Raw genomic sequence first — 18,811 nt, 5'->3', positions numbered from 1 at the left:
CCAGCAGCAGGTCCACGCAGGATATTCCCGCGGACATCCCGAGACACCTCCATGAACAACACCCGACAGATTCACCGTAGCCTCTTCGCATTTGCCGCCAGCATGCTGCTCTTGCACACTGCCTACGCAGCCGGCCAGATCGACTTGGTGGAGGGCAACGTTAGCGTAACCACTGCGTCCGGCCAGTTGCGCATTCCCGGCAAAGGGGAGCGCATCGAGGCGGGCGACACCATTGCCACCGGCAAGGGCGGTGAAATCCATGTCCACATGGATGACAACGCGCTGATCGCCCTGCGCTCCAACACCTTTCTGAAAATCGAGGCCTACAAGGCCGAGGGCAAGGCAGATGACAGCGCTGTATTCCGCCTGCTGCGCGGGTCGTTTCGGTCCATCACCGGGTGGATCGGCAAGAACAATCCCCAGCGGTATGCCGTCAACACCCCCACAGCCACGCTCGGCATCCGCGGTACCGACCATGAGACCCTGGTCGTAGAGGGCGGCGCGGACGCAGGCACCTATGACAAGGTCAATACCGGCGAAACCGAGTTGCAGACCCGGTACGGCAAGGTCGCCATCTTGCCGGGGCGTTCGGCCTTCGCGCCCAAGGGCGGGACCGAAGCGCCCAAACTGCTCGCCAGCATTCCAGCGCTGTTTGTGCCCAGCAAAAATGAAGAGCTGATCGAAAGCAGCAAAAAGGCCTTGGAAGAGTCGCGCGACAGCCGCTTGCAGCAAAAACAACGGGAGAACGAAAGGGCCGGCGGTGGCAAGGACGGCGCCGCCAAGATTGGCAACCCCGAAGATGCACGCAAGGCATTGGCGGCGTTCGAGAACTTCCTGCGCGCGTTTGAGGCCGGTGATGTCTCACAAGTGCGGCAACGCCTGAATCCGACCATGATCGGCTACCAGCAGTTGTTGGACAACATCACGCTGGGCAACAACGAATGCAAGCAGACGCGGGTGAACCTGTTCAATACGCAGGTGCAGGCCGGCCCCGATCTGGCCGTGCTGCAAACGAATTGGGAAAAGCGTTGCCTGCTGCTGCCCGCATTCACGCCCCGCCTCAAGTCGGGTCACGCAACGGTCTTGATGCACCTGGAGCCCAGCGGCTGGACATTCGCGGCCATCACGGCCGGCAATATGTTTGACCGGGCCGATCCGCCGGTCATCCCCGCCGCCCGCCCGACCACCACCACGCCGACTACGCCCGGCACGACACCGGTAACCCCCACCACACCCGGCACCACGCCCGTGACCACGGACCCCACCCTACCGGGTACCACGCCTGGCACAACACCTGTGACCACAACGCCGGGAACCACACCGGTAACGCCTCCGGCCACGACGCCAACGACCCCCACGACCCCCACCACGCCTACGACGCCTACGACGCCTACCACCTGCCGCTCGGTCACAGGCGCACCCGTACCCTGCACGTCCACACCGACGACCCCAACAACGCCCACTACACCCACAACACCTACGACCCCCCGTAGCCCCACCACCCCCACTTCTTGCACGGTCGGCGGCCGCGTCGTTTCCTGCGCCAGCATCCGCAACCCGGCCGCCTGCACCATGCGCGGCACTGTGTTGGTCTGCCCTTAATTTCAAAAGAGCGCTTCAACAGGTGGCACCCTTCGACAACTATCTCTTCCATCCTTTGAACCGCCTGCGGGTCCGCAGCGACTCATGCGCAACGGAACGGGAGGCCAGCAGCCGACCGACCGGCGGTTCCGGGGTGTGATGACCCTATGGAAATTGTTCTGAACCCTGCACAGCAGCAGGACATTGAGCTTTGCCGCCTGATGCAACAGGTGGCGGTGCAAGACGAGGCGGCACTGGCCACGCTCTACCAGCGGATGAGCCGGATGATCTACGCCTTCTCCTTGCGCCGCCTGAATGCTGCAGACGCGGCCGAGGAGGTAGTCGTGGAGACCATGTACGAAGTCTGGAAAGGTGCTGCGCGATTCGCCGGCAAATCCTTGGTGACCACCTGGATTCTGGGCATTGCCCGGCACAAGGCGATGGATAAACTGCGTGCCCGCGGGGGCGAGCACTGGGACCCTTTGGGTGATGAAGCGGAGGCCGTGGCGGACGAAAGCCCGTCTGTGTTCGACCTGATCGCTAGCCGCCAGAGCGCGGGGCAGGTCGCCCTGTGCATGGAGGCCCTGCCGGACGCCCAGCGCGAATGCCTGCACCTGGTCTTCTACGAGGACACGCCGCTGGCAGATATCGCCACGCTGCAGCAGTGCCCGGAGAACACGGTCAAGACCCGCTTGTTCCATGCGCGCCGCAAAATGCGGGAGTGCCTGGAGCGGCAAGTCCGACGCATGGAGCGTGTGTGATGCCAAGCCAGCACGAACAAGAACAAGAACAGGCGCTGCGGGCCTTGTTGCCCTGGTATGTCAACGGCACGCTGGACATTGATACCCGGCGAGCTGTGGAAGAGCAACTGCAGCAGTCCGCACCGTTGCGGGCCGAGGTGGTATGGCTCAAGCGGGTGCGCGAGCAGGTGCAGGAATCCACCGCAGCGGATCTGGGGCAGCGGTCCGCCATCGCGGGGCTGGACACGCTGATGGCGCAGATCCATGCTGAGCAATCCGGCAAGCTGACGCCGCTGCGCCGGCGTGCCAGCCAGTGGATGGCGGCTGCAAGCCGGGTACCACGATCCATGGGCATCGCCGCTGCCGTGGTGCTGGCGCAGGCGGTGGTCATTGGCAGTTTGCTCGACCAGCCCAAGCCCGATCAGCTAACAACGCTGTCGGGTGGTACCGCTGCGAGCGGCGCTATCCTGCAAGTCACCTTCAGGCCCACCGCCACCGAAAGCCAGATCCGCATGGTCTTGTCCAGTGTGCAGGGCGACATCGTGTCCGGGCCGGGTGCGTTAGGTGTCTACGCGGTGCGGGTGCCCGAGCGCCAGGGCCAGCAAGCCCTGGAGGCACTGCGCAATGCCGTAGCGGTGGTCGACTCGGTGACGCTGTTGCCAGGCCGGTAGCGCGGCCGACCCACGCCTTGTAGTTGAAGATGATGGCGCACCGCATCCGATCCTGTGTTCTCCTCGCGGCGCTGGGTATTGCCGTGCGCGCGTGGGCGGACGATCCGCCCGACTGCGCGCGTTACCGGGCCGCAGGTTTGCCGTGCCCCACGGCTCCCGCCGGTGGAAGAACGCCAAACCCTTCGGCTTTGCGGCCCGCCTTCACAACCCCCGCCGCGCTGGTGCCCGCGCGTACCCCCGAACCGGTTGCGACCGCCCCGGCCAGCGCCCCGGTGCCGCCACGCACGCCGCCCCCGGTGGGTGCGACAGCGTCGCCTTTTGCGCCCGCGCCAGCCGCGCCCACTGCGGTAACGCCCTTGCCGCCGACGCCTGGCTTGCCACCGGCGACCCCGATGGCGCCAGCGCCGGCACCGGCTGCGCCGGTTGTGGGCGCTGTGGTGCCACCCAATCCGCCGCCGGGTGCTGGCCCTATGCCACCGACACCGACCGCGTTACCCGTGCAGCCTGGGTTGCCAGCGCCATTGACCGCACCGGTAGTACGTCCACGTGAATGGATGGCAAGCGGCAACGCGTTGAGCCCCCTTGCCGCGCCGCCGCTGCCACCCCCCATTGCGCCGCGCGAACCGACACGTGAGCTGCGTGAGCCGGGGCAACTCATCATCTACTGGACCACGGCTACGCAAGCCGAGGCAGGACTGGCCACGCTGCGTCAGAGCCACCAGTTGGAGCCGACGGACACCACGGCGCTGGCGCACCTGGGTGGCGTCATCGCCGTCTTCCAGCTGGCAAGCCCTGCCGAAGCAGCGGCGATGCGCGACCAGTTGCGCAAGGAGTTCCCGGACGCGGTGATTGACTTCCACATGCGTTACCGCCCGCTGTTGCAGTCCACATCGCCGGCTCGCATCTATTTGCCGCAGAAGGTGGACCAACCCCTGCCGGCATCCAGCCTGCCGAACACCGCAGGCATCCGCATTGGCATCGTCGATGGCCCGGTGGCCCGCGCCCCAGCCCTGGCGGGTGCCAGCGTCAGCCGCAAAAGCTTTCTGCAGGCCTCTGATACCCCGGCACCCACCACCCATGCGACGGCCATCGCCGCACTGATCGCGGGGCGTGAACCGGGCACGGGCTTTGTCGGCATCGCACCGCAGGCGCAGCTGTACTCGGCAGAGATCATGCGCAGCCTGGGACCGGATGACCTGACCAATAGTGCGGCCCTGGTTCGTGCACTGGATTGGCTGCTGTCCGAGAAGGTACACATCATCAACCTGAGCCTGGGCGGCCCGCCGGACTTGGTGATGGAGAAAGCCTTTGCCAAGCTGGCCACACAGGCCGTTGTAGTGGTCGCGGCCGCGGGCAACAGTGGGCCGGATGCTGCGCCAGCCTACCCCGCCGCCTACCCGGGCGTGATCGCCGTGACCGCCACCGATGCGGCCGACCGCCTGTATGTACAGGCCAACCGCGGCAGCTACATCACATTGGCCGCACCCGGTGTGGACCTGTGGGTGCCCGATGGCGAATCGGGCCGCTATGTCAGCGGCACCTCGTTCTCGGCGGCGGTAGTGACCGGTGCCAGCGCATTGTTGATCGCCCAGAACCCCCGGCCTGCAGCACGCAGCATGGCCACCCGGCTGTGCCGCGGCGCTCGGGACCTGGGCGCGCGCGGCGCCGATACGGCGTTTGGCTGCGGACTGGTGCAAATCGGTGCGGCACTGCGTGAGGACCGCTCCTGAGGCCCTGTCAACCTCGTTTTACAGCCCTGTAGACGTTATGCTTGCGGACAATTCCGCTAAAACCCGTTGGAGACCGCTTGTGCAGGGTGGTCGCCGCTGAACCTGACTGAAGAAAAAATATGGCGCGTATCCTGATTGTTGATGATGACCCCGCACTGCTGCGACTGCTGTCCTTGCGCTTGCATTACGAAGGCCACATTGCCATAGAAGCCGATAGCGGCGCCGCCGCGCTGGCCCTGCTGGACCGCGAAGTGCCACACATCATGATCACCGACCTGCGCATGCCGGGCATGGACGGGCTGCAGTTGTTCAAGGCCGTGCACCGGCGCTTTCCTTTGCTGCCGGTGTTGATACTGACCGCCAACGGCACGATACCGGACGCCGTCGATGCCATGCAAAAAGGCATCTTCGGCTACATCACCAAGCCATTCGAAGGCGCCGACCTGATGCGCGAGGTGGACCGTGCACTGGAAGTCTCATCCGCGCTGGGTGCCGACATGCCGGGCGAAGAAGCCGGTGAATCCTGGCGCGAAGCCATCATCACACGCAGCCCGCGCATGGAGAAGCTGCTGGCCGAGGCGCGTTTGATGGCCCAAAGCGACGCGGCCGTATTGATCCATGGCGAAAGCGGCACCGGCAAGGAACTACTGGCGCGGGCACTGCATGCATCCAGCGCGCGCTGCCAGGAAGCGCTGGTGGCGGTGAACTGCGGCGCCATTCCCGAGAACCTGGTCGAGTCGGAGCTGTTCGGCCACGTCAAGGGTGCGTTTACCGGAGCGGTGCGCGACAACGAAGGCCTGTTCACCAGCGCCCACCGCGGGACGATCTTCCTGGACGAGATTGCGGACCTGCCGATTGCGATGCAGGTCAAATTGCTGCGCGTGCTGCAGGAGCGTGAAGTGCGCCCGGTCGGTGCCGCCAAGTCCCACAAGGTGGATGTGCGGGTCATCTCCGCATCCAACCGCAAGCTGGAAGACGAGGTGGCTGCCGGACGCTTCCGGGAAGACCTCTACTACCGGCTCAACGTGGTCGGCCTGTCGCTGCCACCGCTGGCCGAGCGCCGCGAAGACATTGCGCTGCTGGCGCACCACTTCATGCGCAGCCTGTCCCAGCGCTACGGCAAATCGATCACGGCCTTTGCACCCGGCGCGCTGGAGCAGCTCAGCACCGCGTCGTGGCCCGGCAATGTGCGTCAGTTGCAAAACGTGGTCGAGAAATGCGTAGTGCTGTGCACCGGCACGCTGATACCGGTGTCCCTGGTGCAAAGTGCACTCTCCAGCCAGGGCGCGGAGCTTTTGCCGCTGGACGATGCCCGCAAGGAGTTTGAGCGGGACTACCTGACGCAGCTGCTCAAAATCACCAAGGGCAATGTGGCGCAAGCGGCCAAGCTGGCCAAGCGCAACCGCACGGATTTCTACGCCCTGCTGGCCCGGCACCAGCTGGAGTCCGCCAGCTTCAAGGCCTGATTCCGCGTGGGTGCGAGCCCTGTGGAAATGTGTGTGCTGCAAAAATAGTAGCGACATACGTATATCCCACGAGGGCTGACGCCAAGTTTTCTATATGGATGCCGGCTTGTCGGCATTGCCCGACAGCCTAAGCCCCTGATTCCAGAGGCTTTGCGCCGTTCGCTGCGAAATCTGTCGGCAAAGCCCGACAGGGGCCACCACCGCCCGGGCGCTAGTGTGTTGATTCCATTGCATATTTTGCGTGGCATGTTTTTTGGTTATCCCACAGACTGCCCCCGCGATACGAAACATGCCATGTCCAGCCACTCCACCCCTGTTACCGCCGGCGACGATGCCAGTACCCTCCGTCATCGAACACATCGGGGAGGGCTTGGTGGTCTTGCAGAACGACCGCGTGGTGTTCGTCAACTACCGGGCTACCGAAATACTGGAGGCGACCAAGGCCGAGATCATTGAAGCAGGGCTGGTAAGCCGCCTGCATGTGGACGACAGGCCTGCGCTGGCGCAGCGCATCCACTCCCGCCTGCTGGGTCAGGATGCGCCAGCGCACCGCCACGCCCGGGTGCCCTTGCCCAGTGGGCCGATGAAGTGGCTGGAGTTTGGCGACAACATCGTTCCTTGGGACGGAGGTCAGGGCCTGCTGGTCTACTTTCTCGATGTCACCGAGCGCCATAACGCCGAACTGGCAACCCGTGCTGCGGTGGAGCGCGAGCAAAACCTCAACGCCCTGCGCTCGCGCTTCATCGCCATGAGCAGCCATGAGTTTCGGACGCCGTTGGCCACGATACTGTCCGCCCAGGAACTGCTGCAGAGTTACGGGGAGCGCTTGCCTCCCGATGAGAAGGCGGAGCTGTTCAACATGATCCGCGCCAGCGTGACCCGCATGACGCGCATGCTGGAGCGCATTCTGCTGCTCGGCCAGGCCGAGGCCCACATGCTGGAGTTCAGACCCCAGTCGCTCCATCTGATGGCCCTGTGCGAGAGCCTGGCACGTGAAGCCAAGAGTCTGCAGCCCGACAGCCGGTGCACCGTGCGGGTGGTCTGCGCGCCGGAGCCCGGCCACCGTCTATTGGATGAAAACCTGCTGCGCCATATCCTGGGCAACCTGTTGTCCAACGCCATCAAGTATTCGCCCAACGGGGGCGAGGTTTGCCTGACGGTAGGCGTGCAGGGCGCAGACACGGTGTTCGAAGTGACGGACCAGGGTATGGGGATTCCCGAGGACGAGCTGGACGATTTGTTCGAGTCGTTCCAGCGCGCCAGCAATGTGGGCGCGATACAGGGCACCGGCCTGGGCCTGGCCATCGTCAAGCAGTCGGTTGACCTGCATGGCGGCACGGTGCAGGTACGCAGCCGCGTGGGTCATGGCAGTTGCTTCACGGTGCGTTTGGGGCCAGCCGCGGCGCCCTGATGCTGTGGTGTCGGCTTTGGCGGACACCGCCAAACCCTTGATTCCATTGGAGTTGCCGTTCCCCGCGGCCAGAGCTGTCGGAGAAAGCCGACACAGCTCAGTGGGAAAGGCTACGTAAGTTGTTGATTCATAAGGGCTTGCACGCTGGCACGCATCTTGGGTAATGCCTGTACTTATCCATTTACCTATCACGACTACTCACAAGGAAACCTGTCGATGAATTCCGAAGAAATCAACCTGGTGCAATCGTCCTTCGCCGAAGTGCGGCCCATTGCTGTTGTGGCGGCCGAGCTGTTCTACCACCACCTGTTCACGCTGGACCCCTCGCTGCGCCCGATGTTCAAGGGAGAGATGGCGCACCAGGGCCGCATGCTGATGTCCATGTTGAATGCGGCCGTCAACGGCCTGACCAACCTGGAAGCCCTGTTGCCGGTGGTGCGCCAGCTGGGCGCGCGCCACGTCAACTACGGCGTGCGCACCGAGCACTACGCCACGGTGGGCAGCGCCTTGATCTGGACGCTGGAGCAGGGCCTGGGCGACAAGTTCACACCCGCCATGCGCCAAGCCTGGACCAAGGCCTATGAGCTGCTGGCTGATGTCATGCAGTTCGGCGCCCATGAAGGGCAGTCGCAGCAAGCCGCCGCCGTGTGATGGCGCACAGGGCGAGTGAACCTTTTGCTGGCGCGCTCCGACACAGCTTCATAACGGGTATGCACCACCACCCCACCAACAAGGATTGACGTTCCCATGCACACACGCTACGCCCCCGTCGCCCTGGCCGCCGCCCTGTGGCTGGCCTGCCTGGCCCAAGCCGCCACGCCGGTGAACCCGGCCGGACCGACCATGGGCGCGCCCAGCCGGCCGGTCGGCAACAACCCGGGCCTTACCGTGCCCCATACGCGTATCACCAGCATGCAGGTGTCCAGCACCAGCCTGAAGGTCGGGGATACGCTGACCGTGCGCATGTATGGCACCGGCGTAGAAACACAGTGCCCGACCACGGTGCTGATTGCGCACAAGGGCAACAACTACTACAAGGTCAGCGACAAAGTGGGCACCGGCGGCTGGCCGCGGGTCAGCACCTTTGTACTGACCGAGCCCGGCCAGTACCTGGTGCGCAACCTGGCTACCGAGTCGGCCATGCTGAGCGAGGCCGAGAAGCAGGCCTGCGGCTTCCACTACTCGTACGGGACCAGCGGCATCCCCGGCGACAACGCGGTGATCGAAGTCGCCGACATACCCCGGTAACGCCGGGTACACAGCACGCAATGCCTGGTGCACACATCCAAACCTTCAACCCACAACCCATCCCAATCCACCGGAGAATCCTGATGAAATCTACAACCACCGCCCGCGCCATTGCACTGGTCTTGTTCGGCGCCAGCTTTGCGGCGATGGCAGCCGCGCCCAATCCCAACGCCCACCCCAGCGCGCTGAACCCGGCCGCGCAGTCCGCGCTGAAGCAAGGCGTCGTGATGCAGCCCGCCACACTGGTCTCAATCAAGCAGGTTCCCTATACCGACCAAGGCACCGAGACCTGGATCGAGGTGCAGGGCACCGGCCATTGCAACTACACGATAGAAGGCGGCGGTCTCGGTCCCCAGATGTTTGCCAGTTCGGCGGCCAAGCCCTTCCCCATGAAGGTCAAGATCCAGGGCGCGCCCTTGGGCTCTCACCTGTGGACGGCCAAGGGCACCGGCAATTGCACCGGCGCTGCGACCACGACGTTTTCGGTGAACGGCTAAGAACCGTCCACTTCCCCGTGTGAAAGTGCGCAGAGGTTTCTGCGCACTTTCACGTGACCCCCTGCGTGGTATGCCGCGACTCACTGTTGCCTATCCATCCAGATACCAACAGCGAGAGCACAGCAATGACATTACCCACGTTTAAAAAAGCCCTATGGGCATCCGCATGGACCCTCGCGGCCTGCCTACCGGGCTTTGCCCAGACCATAGGCTCACCCGCAGCCGCCCCCGGAACCGGCCCCGGTGCAGCGCATCTGCCGGCAGCGCCGGCCATGCCCATGCTGTCGGGGGTGGAGGCCAAGCCCGGCAACATCCTCTCCATCATGGTGCCGACCACGACCCTGGTCAGTGACCCCAAGCTGGCCGTGCATGTCATGGGCTCCGGCAAGCTGTGCCAATACCACCTGGTGGTCATCAATACCGATACCGGCAAGGAATCCTATTTCCCGCAGACCAGCAAGTTCCCTGCGCTGGTCCATGCCAACCTGCCCTTGGACCAGTTCGCGCACGGGCACTACAAGGTCGCGGCGTTGGCCTGGGGCAGCGACAAGGCCTCCGGCATGGCCTGCCAGGGCGGTGGCGAATACACGGCCTTCAAGATCGAGCGGCAAAAGATCAATGTGGGTGCCGATTGGCCCAAGATCACCGACCTCACGCTGACACCGGGCAAATCCGCCGCACCCAATACCTACCGCGTCGACGAAAGCCTGGGCTTTGCCGTGCAGGGCAGCGTGGATAACCAGGCGCCCCAGAATGCGGACAAGCGCTGCGGCTGGACCGTGCTGCTGGAAGGCAATGGCCAATCGACCCCACTGGGCAACGGCACCTTCTTCAAGATGCCGATCACTGCGAACCTTGCGGCCTTCAAGCCCGGCAATTACACGTTGACGGCCAAGTCCACTCCGGGTGACGACAGCCTGGCCAAGGTCTCCTGCCTGGGAGCCGCGAGCAAGACCATCGCCATCGTCGCCGTGCCGGGGCAGATCAAGGGCCTGAAGCTGGAGGCCCGCGGCGTGCACGGCAGCGGCTCCGACATTGCCAATGCCATGAACACCACTGCGGCCGATGTTTTGTTTGCGCCAGCATTGATCGCCAATGCCTTGACACCGGATAACGGCGTATTGCGGATCACCCCCATCATTGAAGGGCCCAAGTGCCTCTACCGCATCACGCAGCTCATCAACGGTGGGCAGGCGCCCTTTGCCGGGCCACGCGTGCACATGCCTGGCGTGTCGGACAAGCAGCCGGTGCAAGTGTTCTCGGCGGACACCACCAATGTGCAGGTGACGATTGAGGCAGGCGACATCGAAAAGGCCACGGGCTCTGCCTGCGAAGGATCGATCACCAAGTCCATCGTCGTCCATGACAACCCCAAATTCCCACCCGTGGTGATGTGAGGCGGTCAGAGATGGCGACGACGATGCCAAGCGGAGACGCTACGCCCGACGACATGCACCCGGATCCGGCAGTTACCGGCCCGGTGCATGAACCCCACAGCCCCGCGCTGCAGCACGGCGACGGCGAGCCCCCAGATCCGGGCGAGCCCAAGCTGGTGCAGCAATGGCGGCCCAGCGGAATGTAAGCACCCAGGCGCCCGTGTGTTCCCAAGGAGCACACGGGCGCTACGCTTTTGGTAGCTGTACGTCCATGACTGGCAAGGGCTAGGGGGCGATTTGTATCGCGGCCTACTCGAATAACCCTAAATTGGGTATTTAAAACCCTGCGCAGCAGCAACGCGGCGCCGTTGGCAAGTGTCTGCAGCCAGCGACTACGCAAGCCCTTGATTTCAATGGCCTTTTTTCCCAGGTGCCCAAGGCTGTCTGCGAATTCCGACACCGTGTGTTGTCGAAATTCATCTAAGTCTTTGATTTGATTGATTATTTTTTGTGGCACGCATATTGGATAGCTAGCTGGGTGAAGTGCGCACAGGGATCCCAAAGTGGTTTGAACCCTTGGCCCCCGGTGAACGACTTAACGCTGTATTGCACAACCCAACCTAACGAACGGAGAGACTTTATGAAAATCAATTTGATCCCCTGCGCCATCGCTTTGAGCCTGCTGGGCAATATGGGCGCCAGCTTTGCGGCTGGCGGCCCGGCAGTCGGTGCTGGCACCACGATGACGCCACACCCCCCCATCATGATGCCCATGATGCCCGACCAGGCAACGTGCCCAGCTCCCTACACCAAATCGACCGCGGGCTATGACGTCTCCAAGGGCGAATACCAGTGCATCAAGACCGCGGGCACCTGCGCCGACGGTTACGTCAGCCAGCGCAATGACCAGACCGGGCAACTCACTTGCACGCCCGCCGCGCCACCGGCTGCACCCATGGGTTGGATGCCTGGCCAAGGCCAAGCGGCCTTTGTCTTCAACTCGATCCCACAGCCCATGCTGAACTGCCCCAAGGCCACGAAGGACTGGCAGTGGGGCACCACCTACTTCAAGGAAAGCTGGAACCGCATGGGTTGCGTTGCCAACCTCAAGCCAGCGTATTGATCCCTTCGGATCGACAGCACAGGACGAACCATGAAAACACATCCCATGCAAAACATCGGCGTAGTGGATTGCGAAGAGGAAGAGCGCGAGATCAGCCGATTGGAGAAGAGGGCCTTGACACTGCTGTGCGTAGGCTTGGCCACGAGCCTGTTGATGGCCATGACCACACTGAACGCCTTGGCCGCACAGCCGGGCGCTGCGCCGGTGGCCACCCAGGCGCGGCCAGCACCCAGCATGCCCTTCACGGTGGCGCAAGCAGGTCCCGGCACGTTGACAGCGATGAAGGCCCCGGCCAGCATCGAGATGAACACGACATTGACCTTCAATTTTGCCGGCACCGGTTATTGCAAGATTGCACTCAACAGCGGGGATGGCTCCGTTACCGAGGTGAAGGGCGATCTGCCCTTCACGGCTACGCATTTCTACAGCAGTGGGTCCATGACATCGTTTGAAGCCTTCAAAAACTATACGGCCAGTGCCACGCCGTCCGGCAATTGCAAGACCGGCGGTGCAGGCCCGTTCACGGTGGTGGTGCAGGTGGTCAATCCCCATCCCCAAAGTGCAGGTGCTCCACCCAGCGGCAACACGGTGGGCATTGCGGGCTCTGGCAAACTCGACCTGTCCGCCAAACCGCGCTGACACCTGCTCATAGCCAACTGGAGAACTGAACCATGCTGATCAAGCTAACCCGTCTATTCCCTTTGCTGCTGGCGTCTTCCATCGTTGCCGCCAGCGCCGCTGGCGCGGCCGAACCTGTGGCTGGCGCCGAGAAAGACGCCCTGCGCGCCGTGCTCGCCGAGAGCAAGGAGAAGAACCGTGGTGTGACCATCTACACCCACGGCGCGACCATTGCCATGCTGGTCACAGCAATGGACGAGCACTATGTGGTGGGCCGCAGCCAACAGGCCACCCGCATCGTCGTGCGCATAGACCGTATCGACGGTGTAGCGGCCGCACTGTAGAGCAGGCCTGGGGCCTCAGGCGCCGCAGGGTGGTGTGCGGCGCCTTTTCGACTTTTTGGCGTGGTGCGGGCATGCGTTGACCCGCTGGGTCGCAATGGTTCTTTGCGTCCACGCAAATTGGTACCTCAGATGTTCGAAAGGACGCATAAACTGAGGAACCACTTTTGCAGACAACCGACGCACCCCACCATGTCCCACTACAGCAGCACCATCTTTTGGCAACGCGGTGACGCAGCTTTTTCCGACCACCGCTACAGCCGCCGCCATACCTGGAGCTTTGACGGGGGTACGGTGGTGCCCGGCTCGTCGTCGCCCCATGTGGTGCCGCTGCCTTATTCCGACCCCGCAGGCGTAGACCCCGAAGAGGCCTTTGTGGCCTCGCTGTCCAGCTGCCACATGCTGTGGTTTCTGGACATTGCCGCCCGCGCCGCTTGGGTGGTGGACAGCTACCGCGACGAAGCCATCGGCACGCTGGCCCGCAATGCCGAAGGCCAACAGGCCATGACCCAGGTCGTATTGCGCCCGGCCGTCCAGTTTGCGCCCGGCAAAGCGCCCACGGCCGAGGAGTTGCTGGCCCTGCACCACCGCGCCCATGCCGCCTGCTTTATCGCCAACTCGGTGAAGACCGAGGTGCTGTGCGAGCCCATTCTCTGACCCCATAACACCGAGGCCCCAACGACGATGACCTATTTGCCCCCACACTTCGCCGAAACCGACACCACTACGCTGCACGCCCTGGTACGCGCCAACCCGCTGGCCACCTGGGTGGTGCAGCACGAGGGCGAGCTGCTGGTCAACCACATTCCCATGCTGCTGGACGCCGACCGTGGCGAACACGGCACGCTGGTCGGCCATGTGGCCCGCGCCAACCCGGTGTGGCAGGCGCTGGCCGCGGGTGCGCCATCGGTTGCCGTGTTCACCGGTGCGCAAGCCTATGTGTCGCCCAACTGGTACCCCAGCAAACATGCCAACGGCATGGCCGTGCCGACGTGGAACTACGCAACTGTGCACGCCCACGGCGTACCCCAGGCCTTTGAGGATGCCGAACGCGTGCTCGATGTGGTCACCCGGCTGACCCAGACGCACGAGGCCGGCCAGGCGTTGCCCTGGCAGGTGTCCGACGCGCCGGCCGACTTCATCACCAAGCTGCTGCGCGTCATCGTAGGCATCGAGATACCGGTGCAGCGTTGGGTCGGCAAGTGGAAGGTCAGCCAGAACCGCCCGGCAGCCGACCAGCAGGGCGTGGCCGCCGGCCTGGCAGGCCAGAGCGGCGAAGCGGCCGCGCAGATGGCCGCACTGGTACAACAAAGGATCAAGGCATGACAGCGCAAATTTCAACGCAACAGGCGGCCATCACCGTCAACACGCTGAAGCCCTCGGACTACGCCGCCTGGCAGCGCCTGGCCGAGGGTTACAACCGCTTTTACGAACGGGAGTTCCCCGCAGCCACCTACGAGCGCACCTGGGCACGCTTGATGAGTGGTGATGGCATCCACGGCTTTGCCGCGCGGGTCGATGGGCGGTTGCTGGGCATCACGCACTACCTCTTCCAGCCCAGCGTCTGGACGGCCGATGTCTGCTACCTGCAAGACCTGTTTGTCGACGAGGCAGCGCGTGGCCATGGCCTGGCCCAGGCGCTGATCGAGCAGGTGGCCCAGGTGGCCAAGGCCTGTGGCGCCCCCAAGCTGTACTGGCTGACCCACACCACCAATGCACGTGCCCGGGGCCTGTACGACCGGGTCGCCAAACACCATGGATTTATCCGCTACGACTATGCCCTGGGCTGAAGTGCCCTAAGAAAATAGTGCCTCTAGCCCTCGTGTAATCTACCATGTTTGCTATCAATATAGTAGTAACGCTGCCTATATACTGCCCCAACCGAGTGTCCGGTGACCCTCTTGGCAGGAGCGTGCAATGGCGGCAGTATCGTGGTGGTCCAACAAAAGTGCGCTGGTTACCGGTGCGGCCTCGGGCATAGGCTTGGCCTTGGCCAAGGGCCTGCAGGCGCGCGGCGCCAAGGCACTGGCCCAAGAGCGCCGCAGCTGAGTTCTCCGTCGATACTTGCGCGCATGCGCTTGAAACTGCTGTTGCTATTCCCCCTGCTGGCCCTTGCGGCGCCGGCCTATGCCATTCCCTCGCCTGATCTGGTCATCAATGCCCTGGCATCAGCCGCCCAGATTGCGGGTTTGCTGACCGCAGCGTCGGGTGCGGCCTGGTTGCGGTGGCAGCGCCAGGGGGGTGCTGCCCAGGCGCACGCCGGCCGCTGGCAACTGGTATTTGGGGTGGTGGCGGTGCTGGCCATACTGCTCAATGTTTGGCAGTACGCCCGCCATGTAGGAGCCGACAGCCGGCGGCTGGAGACGAATCTGTGGCGCAAGCCCGCCGATTGGGACCGCCCCATCGCCGCGCCCCTGGTGGCCGGTTCCGAGTTGGCGGCCCGCATGGCCCGTGCCGAGCCCTTGCACATTGTCGACGTGCGGGAGCCCGAGGAATTCGAAGTCACCCACATACCCGGCGCCGTCAATATGCGCTATGCCGATCTGCTGCTGGGCGCGCGCAATCCACCGAGCGATGGAGTGCCCGTGGTCTTTGTGTGTGACTCCGGCAAGCGCAGCGGCGAGGTCTGTGAGCAGCGCGCACGCAGGGGCCTGCCCTGCCAGGTGCTGGAGGGCGGCTACCCGCAGTGGGTGCGTGAGGACCGCCCCCTTTCCACACCCAGCTACGGCGCCTGGCGGCCACGCTTCACGCCGCTGCCGCGCTATGCCCGCGACACGGTCTACCTGGACACCCCTGAAGTGGGTGAGCTGGTCCACCAAGACCAGGCGCGGTTTGTCGATGTGCGCAGCCCAGACGAATTCGCGCGCGGCCACCTGCCCGATGCAATCAACCTACCGATGCGCGGCATGGCCTCCGACCCGCTGGCCGAGGCGCTGGCCCACCTGCCACCCGAGCCGCTGGTAGCCGCCTGCTACGACAACCGCAGCTGCTTCCATGCCCGCGTGCTGGGCCTGAAGCTGACGCGATTGGGCCGGGATTTCCGCGGCCGCTACACCGTGCCGCAGGAGTACCCGGTGCCCCCGCAGATTGCCGCTGGTGGCACCTGGCCACGCGTGCAGCGCGTGCTGTCCACCGCCATCGACAAGGCGGTGGAGCCGCTGGCGCGCGGCCTGGCCTGGGGTGGCGCACACCTGGGCGGCCTGGTGCCCACCATGCTGGTGTTGCTGCTGCTGACACGCTTGCCACTGGCGCCCTTGGCGGCCAAGGCACAGCGCGACCGGCTGGCGCTGCAGGCGATCGCCGACCAGACCGCGCGGCTGCGCAGCCACTATGCGGACGATGCCTTTCGCCTGCAGCGTGCCGTCTTGCAATTGCGCCGCCAGCATGGGCTTACGCCGTGGCGCAACCTGGCGGTCAGCCTGCTGCAAATGGGCGTGTTTCTGATCTGCTTTGCAGCCGTGCGCGCGGCCGCGCAGTGGAGCGACGAATCCTTCTTGTGGCTGGAGCTGCTGCGCGAGCCCGACCCCTTGCAGGTCTTGGCCCTGGCCATCGCCGCCATGGCCAGCGCATTGACGCTGCGCCTGCTGGTGGGCAGCACGATGCGGCCAGCACTGAAGGGCGCGCTGGCAGGGGTGGCCGGCTTGTTGATGCTGTGGCTGAGTTGGGGCCTGTCTGCCGCCATCAGCCTGTACCTGCTGGCCTCCATGGCCCTGCTGTGGCTGCAGCAGCGGCCCTGGCACGAGCGCGCGGCCCAACTGCGGGTGTGGTGGACGGCGCGTGCGCTGCGGACGCGCGACCGGTCCTGTGTGGCGCGCGCCCTGGAGCATTGCACCGAGGCCACGGCGGTGGGCAACAAGGCCCTGCGCCAGGGCCAGATGCGCCTGGCCGGTCTGCCGGTGCCGCCGGGTTGGGCCTGGCCCGCTCATGACAGCGAACCCACCGATGCGCAGGTCGCGGCCGAGTTGGACGCGCTGGGGCTGGATAGTCAGGCCCGTTACGCGGTGCGCAGCTCCGGCATTGCAGAAGACTCGGCGACGCAGAGCATGGCGGGTATCTTCCGCAGCGAATTGCAGGTGTCGCTGTCCGACGTGCCCGCCGCGATGCAGCGCGTGCGGGCTTCTTACCGGGCCGCGGCGGGGGCGAATGGTGCCCACCAGGGCGGCGTCATCGTGCAGACCATGGTGCAGGCCGAGTACGCTGGCGTGCTGTTCACCTGCGACCCCGGCAACGCTGGCGCCATGCTGATCGAATGGGTGGCCGGTCTGGGTGAGGCACTGGCCAGCGGCCGCGCCACGCCCGGCGCGCTACGCGTGGGGCGGGTCTCGGGCCTGCCGCTGGATACGGCTATGCCGTGCCCCGTGGACATGGCGCCCCTGGTCGCCTTGGCACAGACCATAGAGCGCTTGTTTGGCCGCCCGCAGGACATCGAGTGGGCCTATGCCCAAGGCCGCTTCTGGATTCTGCAGGCGCGCGACATCGTGTCTGCGCCGCTGCCCGAGCCCGGAGCGGCGTGGGATGCCCATGGGGTGATCGAGGCGGAGCGTGCCCGCCTGCTGCAACTGCTGGCCGGCGACCATGGCCTGGGCCCCGACGCACCGGCATTGCTGCAGACCGATATGACGGCCGACCTGCCCCGGCCCACGCCCCTGAGCCTGTCGCTGGTGCAGCGCCTGCGGGGCGACGGCGGATCCATCGACCGCGCGTTTGAGCGCCTGGGTCTGCGTTGGGAGCCTGGCCAACACAGCGGGCCGCACGCACCGGCGGCCGTGCAAAGCGCCTTTGGCCAGACCTATGTGCTGCAAGCCCAGGCCCAGGTTCCGCCCATGGGCATGCTGGCGTCGTTCTACTTGTCGCGCAGCGCGGCAGCCATCGAAGCCCGTTTTTGTGAGGACTTTCTGCCTGGCCACCAGGAGGCCATGCGCTGGCGCGAAGTCATGGACTTGCAGGCCCTGTCCGATGCCGAGTTGATGGCTACGCTGCAAACCTGGGTGCGCCAGTTTGTCGAGGTCCACTATGTGGAGGCCGACGTCATCAATATTGCGGCCGAGTTCTATGTCCAGGCCAGCGCCAAGGCGCTGGCGGCACAGGGGCTGTCGCTGGCGCTATTGGCATCCGATGCCAGCGGACACGCCACGCATGCTGCTGCGCCCACTCTGGCCACACACGGCCACCGGGCTGTGCACGATTGGGAGCTGAGCGAGCCGCGCTATGGCGAAGACCCGGCGTTGTTGCAGCAGCACTTCGGCACGGCGCCCATCGTGGCTCCGGCCGCAACGCTGTCCGCAGCGCCGTCGCCCGGCACCGGCCGCAAGCTGTTGGACTCCAGCGTGCAGCGGGCCCAGCGTTTCGCCCGGCTCAAGGAAGAGGCCAAGCACGCCCTGCTGCGTGAATGGGCCCAGCTGAGGCGCCTGCTGCTGGTGCTGGACCAGCGCCTGGCTGGCGATGGCCTGGTGTTCTACCTGGAGTGGTCGGAACTGCCCGCCATGCTGGGGCCGGCCGCGGACGGACTACGCCAGCGCGCCCGGCACCGCCGCGCCCAGGTACAGGCCTTTGCCCATGTGGTGGTGGGCTCCAGCCTGTCGGTGCGCGAGCTGGAGCGCCGCACGGACTGGACCACAGCCTTTGTGCCGCAGGCTGCGGCTGGCGCGGCAACGCCCGACACGCTTCAAGGGTTGCGCGTGTCCGGCCGGAGCACCGTCACCGCCCCGGTGCGGGTGCTGCGCCATGCCGATGACCTGGTGCATCTGCGCGCCGGTGAGATTGCCGTCGTTGCTCTGGCCGACCCGGTGTGGCTGGGCGCCTTTGACCGCGCGGCAGGTCTGGTGACCGAGGTTGGCGGTTGGCTGGCCCATCTGGCTATCCTGGCGCGGGAGAAAGACCTGCCCGCCACGTTCGGCGTGGCACGGGCCACGCAGCTGCTGCGCACGGGCGATGTCGTGACCTTGGGTGTGGATGGCAGCCTGCGGCTGCAACAGCCCGGTTGAACCGGTTGATGTTTGCAATTTTGAC

20 protein-coding genes are annotated in these 18,811 nt (G+C 64.9%); all 20 read left to right on the top strand.

What is annotated here, in order from left to right; all coding sequences use genetic code 11:
• Positions 1–51: 51 nt before the first annotated feature.
• The 20 genes from AC07OO_RS11085 (at position 52) to AC07OO_RS10990 (ending at position 18,786) form a co-directional block, all read left to right on the top strand.
• On the top strand, positions 52–1,602 hold the full coding sequence (locus tag AC07OO_RS11085; RefSeq protein ID WP_495082165.1) for a FecR family protein: 1,551 nt from the start codon (positions 52–54) through the stop codon (positions 1,600–1,602).
• Positions 1,603–1,748: 146 nt separating this feature from the next.
• Positions 1,749–2,342, top strand: a complete 594-nt coding sequence (locus AC07OO_RS11080; RefSeq protein ID WP_495082164.1) for an RNA polymerase sigma factor — start codon at positions 1,749–1,751, stop codon at positions 2,340–2,342.
• Positions 2,342–2,992 (top strand): hypothetical protein, encoded by a 651-nt coding sequence (locus AC07OO_RS11075; RefSeq protein ID WP_495082163.1) that lies wholly within the window; start codon positions 2,342–2,344, stop codon positions 2,990–2,992. The genes AC07OO_RS11080 and AC07OO_RS11075 overlap by 1 nt, the downstream gene beginning before the upstream one ends.
• Before the next feature lie 142 nt (positions 2,993–3,134).
• A complete protein-coding gene (locus tag AC07OO_RS11070; protein ID WP_495082162.1) occupies positions 3,135–3,542 on the top strand; it encodes a hypothetical protein in 408 nt (135 codons plus the stop codon).
• A 22-nt stretch (positions 3,543–3,564) separates the two neighbouring features.
• Positions 3,565–4,722: a S8 family serine peptidase gene (locus tag AC07OO_RS11065; protein WP_495082161.1), complete on the top strand. Its 1,158-nt coding sequence runs from the start codon at positions 3,565–3,567 to the stop codon at positions 4,720–4,722.
• A gap of 119 nt (positions 4,723–4,841) precedes the next feature.
• Complete coding sequence (locus AC07OO_RS11060; protein ID WP_495082160.1) at positions 4,842–6,188, top strand: sigma 54-interacting transcriptional regulator; 1,347 nt, start codon at positions 4,842–4,844, stop codon at positions 6,186–6,188.
• A 331-nt stretch (positions 6,189–6,519) separates the two neighbouring features.
• Positions 6,520–7,599, top strand: coding sequence for a PAS domain-containing sensor histidine kinase (locus AC07OO_RS11055; protein WP_495082159.1), 1,080 nt, complete (start codon positions 6,520–6,522; stop codon positions 7,597–7,599).
• Positions 7,600–7,815: 216 nt separating this feature from the next.
• Complete coding sequence (locus tag AC07OO_RS11050; protein ID WP_495082158.1) at positions 7,816–8,250, top strand: globin family protein; 435 nt, start codon at positions 7,816–7,818, stop codon at positions 8,248–8,250.
• Positions 8,251–8,346: 96 nt separating this feature from the next.
• Complete coding sequence (locus tag AC07OO_RS11045; RefSeq protein ID WP_495082157.1) at positions 8,347–8,847, top strand: hypothetical protein; 501 nt, start codon at positions 8,347–8,349, stop codon at positions 8,845–8,847.
• Positions 8,848–8,930: 83 nt separating this feature from the next.
• Complete coding sequence (locus AC07OO_RS11040) at positions 8,931–9,344, top strand: hypothetical protein (protein ID WP_495082156.1); 414 nt, start codon at positions 8,931–8,933, stop codon at positions 9,342–9,344.
• Positions 9,345–9,469: 125 nt separating this feature from the next.
• Positions 9,470–10,741, top strand: coding sequence for a hypothetical protein (locus tag AC07OO_RS11035; protein ID WP_495082155.1), 1,272 nt, complete (start codon positions 9,470–9,472; stop codon positions 10,739–10,741).
• A gap of 23 nt (positions 10,742–10,764) precedes the next feature.
• Complete coding sequence (locus AC07OO_RS11030) at positions 10,765–10,926, top strand: hypothetical protein (protein ID WP_495082154.1); 162 nt, start codon at positions 10,765–10,767, stop codon at positions 10,924–10,926.
• 434 nt (positions 10,927–11,360) lie between these two features.
• On the top strand, positions 11,361–11,843 hold the full coding sequence (locus AC07OO_RS11025) for a hypothetical protein (RefSeq protein ID WP_495082153.1): 483 nt from the start codon (positions 11,361–11,363) through the stop codon (positions 11,841–11,843).
• 30 nt (positions 11,844–11,873) lie between these two features.
• A complete protein-coding gene (locus AC07OO_RS11020; protein WP_495082152.1) occupies positions 11,874–12,482 on the top strand; it encodes a hypothetical protein in 609 nt (202 codons plus the stop codon).
• 32 nt (positions 12,483–12,514) lie between these two features.
• Entirely contained in the window at positions 12,515–12,805 is a 291-nt protein-coding gene (locus AC07OO_RS11015) for a hypothetical protein (RefSeq protein ID WP_495082151.1), read from the top strand.
• Between the two features lie 189 nt (positions 12,806–12,994).
• Positions 12,995–13,459 (top strand): OsmC family protein, encoded by a 465-nt coding sequence (locus AC07OO_RS11010; RefSeq protein WP_495082150.1) that lies wholly within the window; start codon positions 12,995–12,997, stop codon positions 13,457–13,459.
• A gap of 27 nt (positions 13,460–13,486) precedes the next feature.
• Complete coding sequence (locus AC07OO_RS11005; RefSeq protein ID WP_495082149.1) at positions 13,487–14,128, top strand: FMN-binding negative transcriptional regulator; 642 nt, start codon at positions 13,487–13,489, stop codon at positions 14,126–14,128.
• Positions 14,125–14,592 (top strand): GNAT family N-acetyltransferase, encoded by a 468-nt coding sequence (locus tag AC07OO_RS11000; protein ID WP_495082148.1) that lies wholly within the window; start codon positions 14,125–14,127, stop codon positions 14,590–14,592. Before AC07OO_RS11005 ends, AC07OO_RS11000 begins: the two co-directional genes overlap by 4 nt.
• A 127-nt stretch (positions 14,593–14,719) precedes the next feature.
• The gene (locus tag AC07OO_RS10995) at positions 14,720–14,851 is read left to right on the top strand and encodes an SDR family NAD(P)-dependent oxidoreductase (protein WP_495082147.1); all 132 of its coding nucleotides are present in this window, start codon (positions 14,720–14,722) and stop codon (positions 14,849–14,851) included.
• Between the two features lie 23 nt (positions 14,852–14,874).
• A complete protein-coding gene (locus tag AC07OO_RS10990) occupies positions 14,875–18,786 on the top strand; it encodes a PEP/pyruvate-binding domain-containing protein (RefSeq protein ID WP_495082146.1) in 3,912 nt (1,303 codons plus the stop codon).
• The last annotated feature ends 25 nt before the right edge of the window (positions 18,787–18,811 follow it).

The sequence above is a fragment of the Rhodoferax sp. GW821-FHT07G04 genome (assembly GCF_059418585.1).
This window is presented reverse-complemented; position numbering and strand designations above follow the sequence as displayed.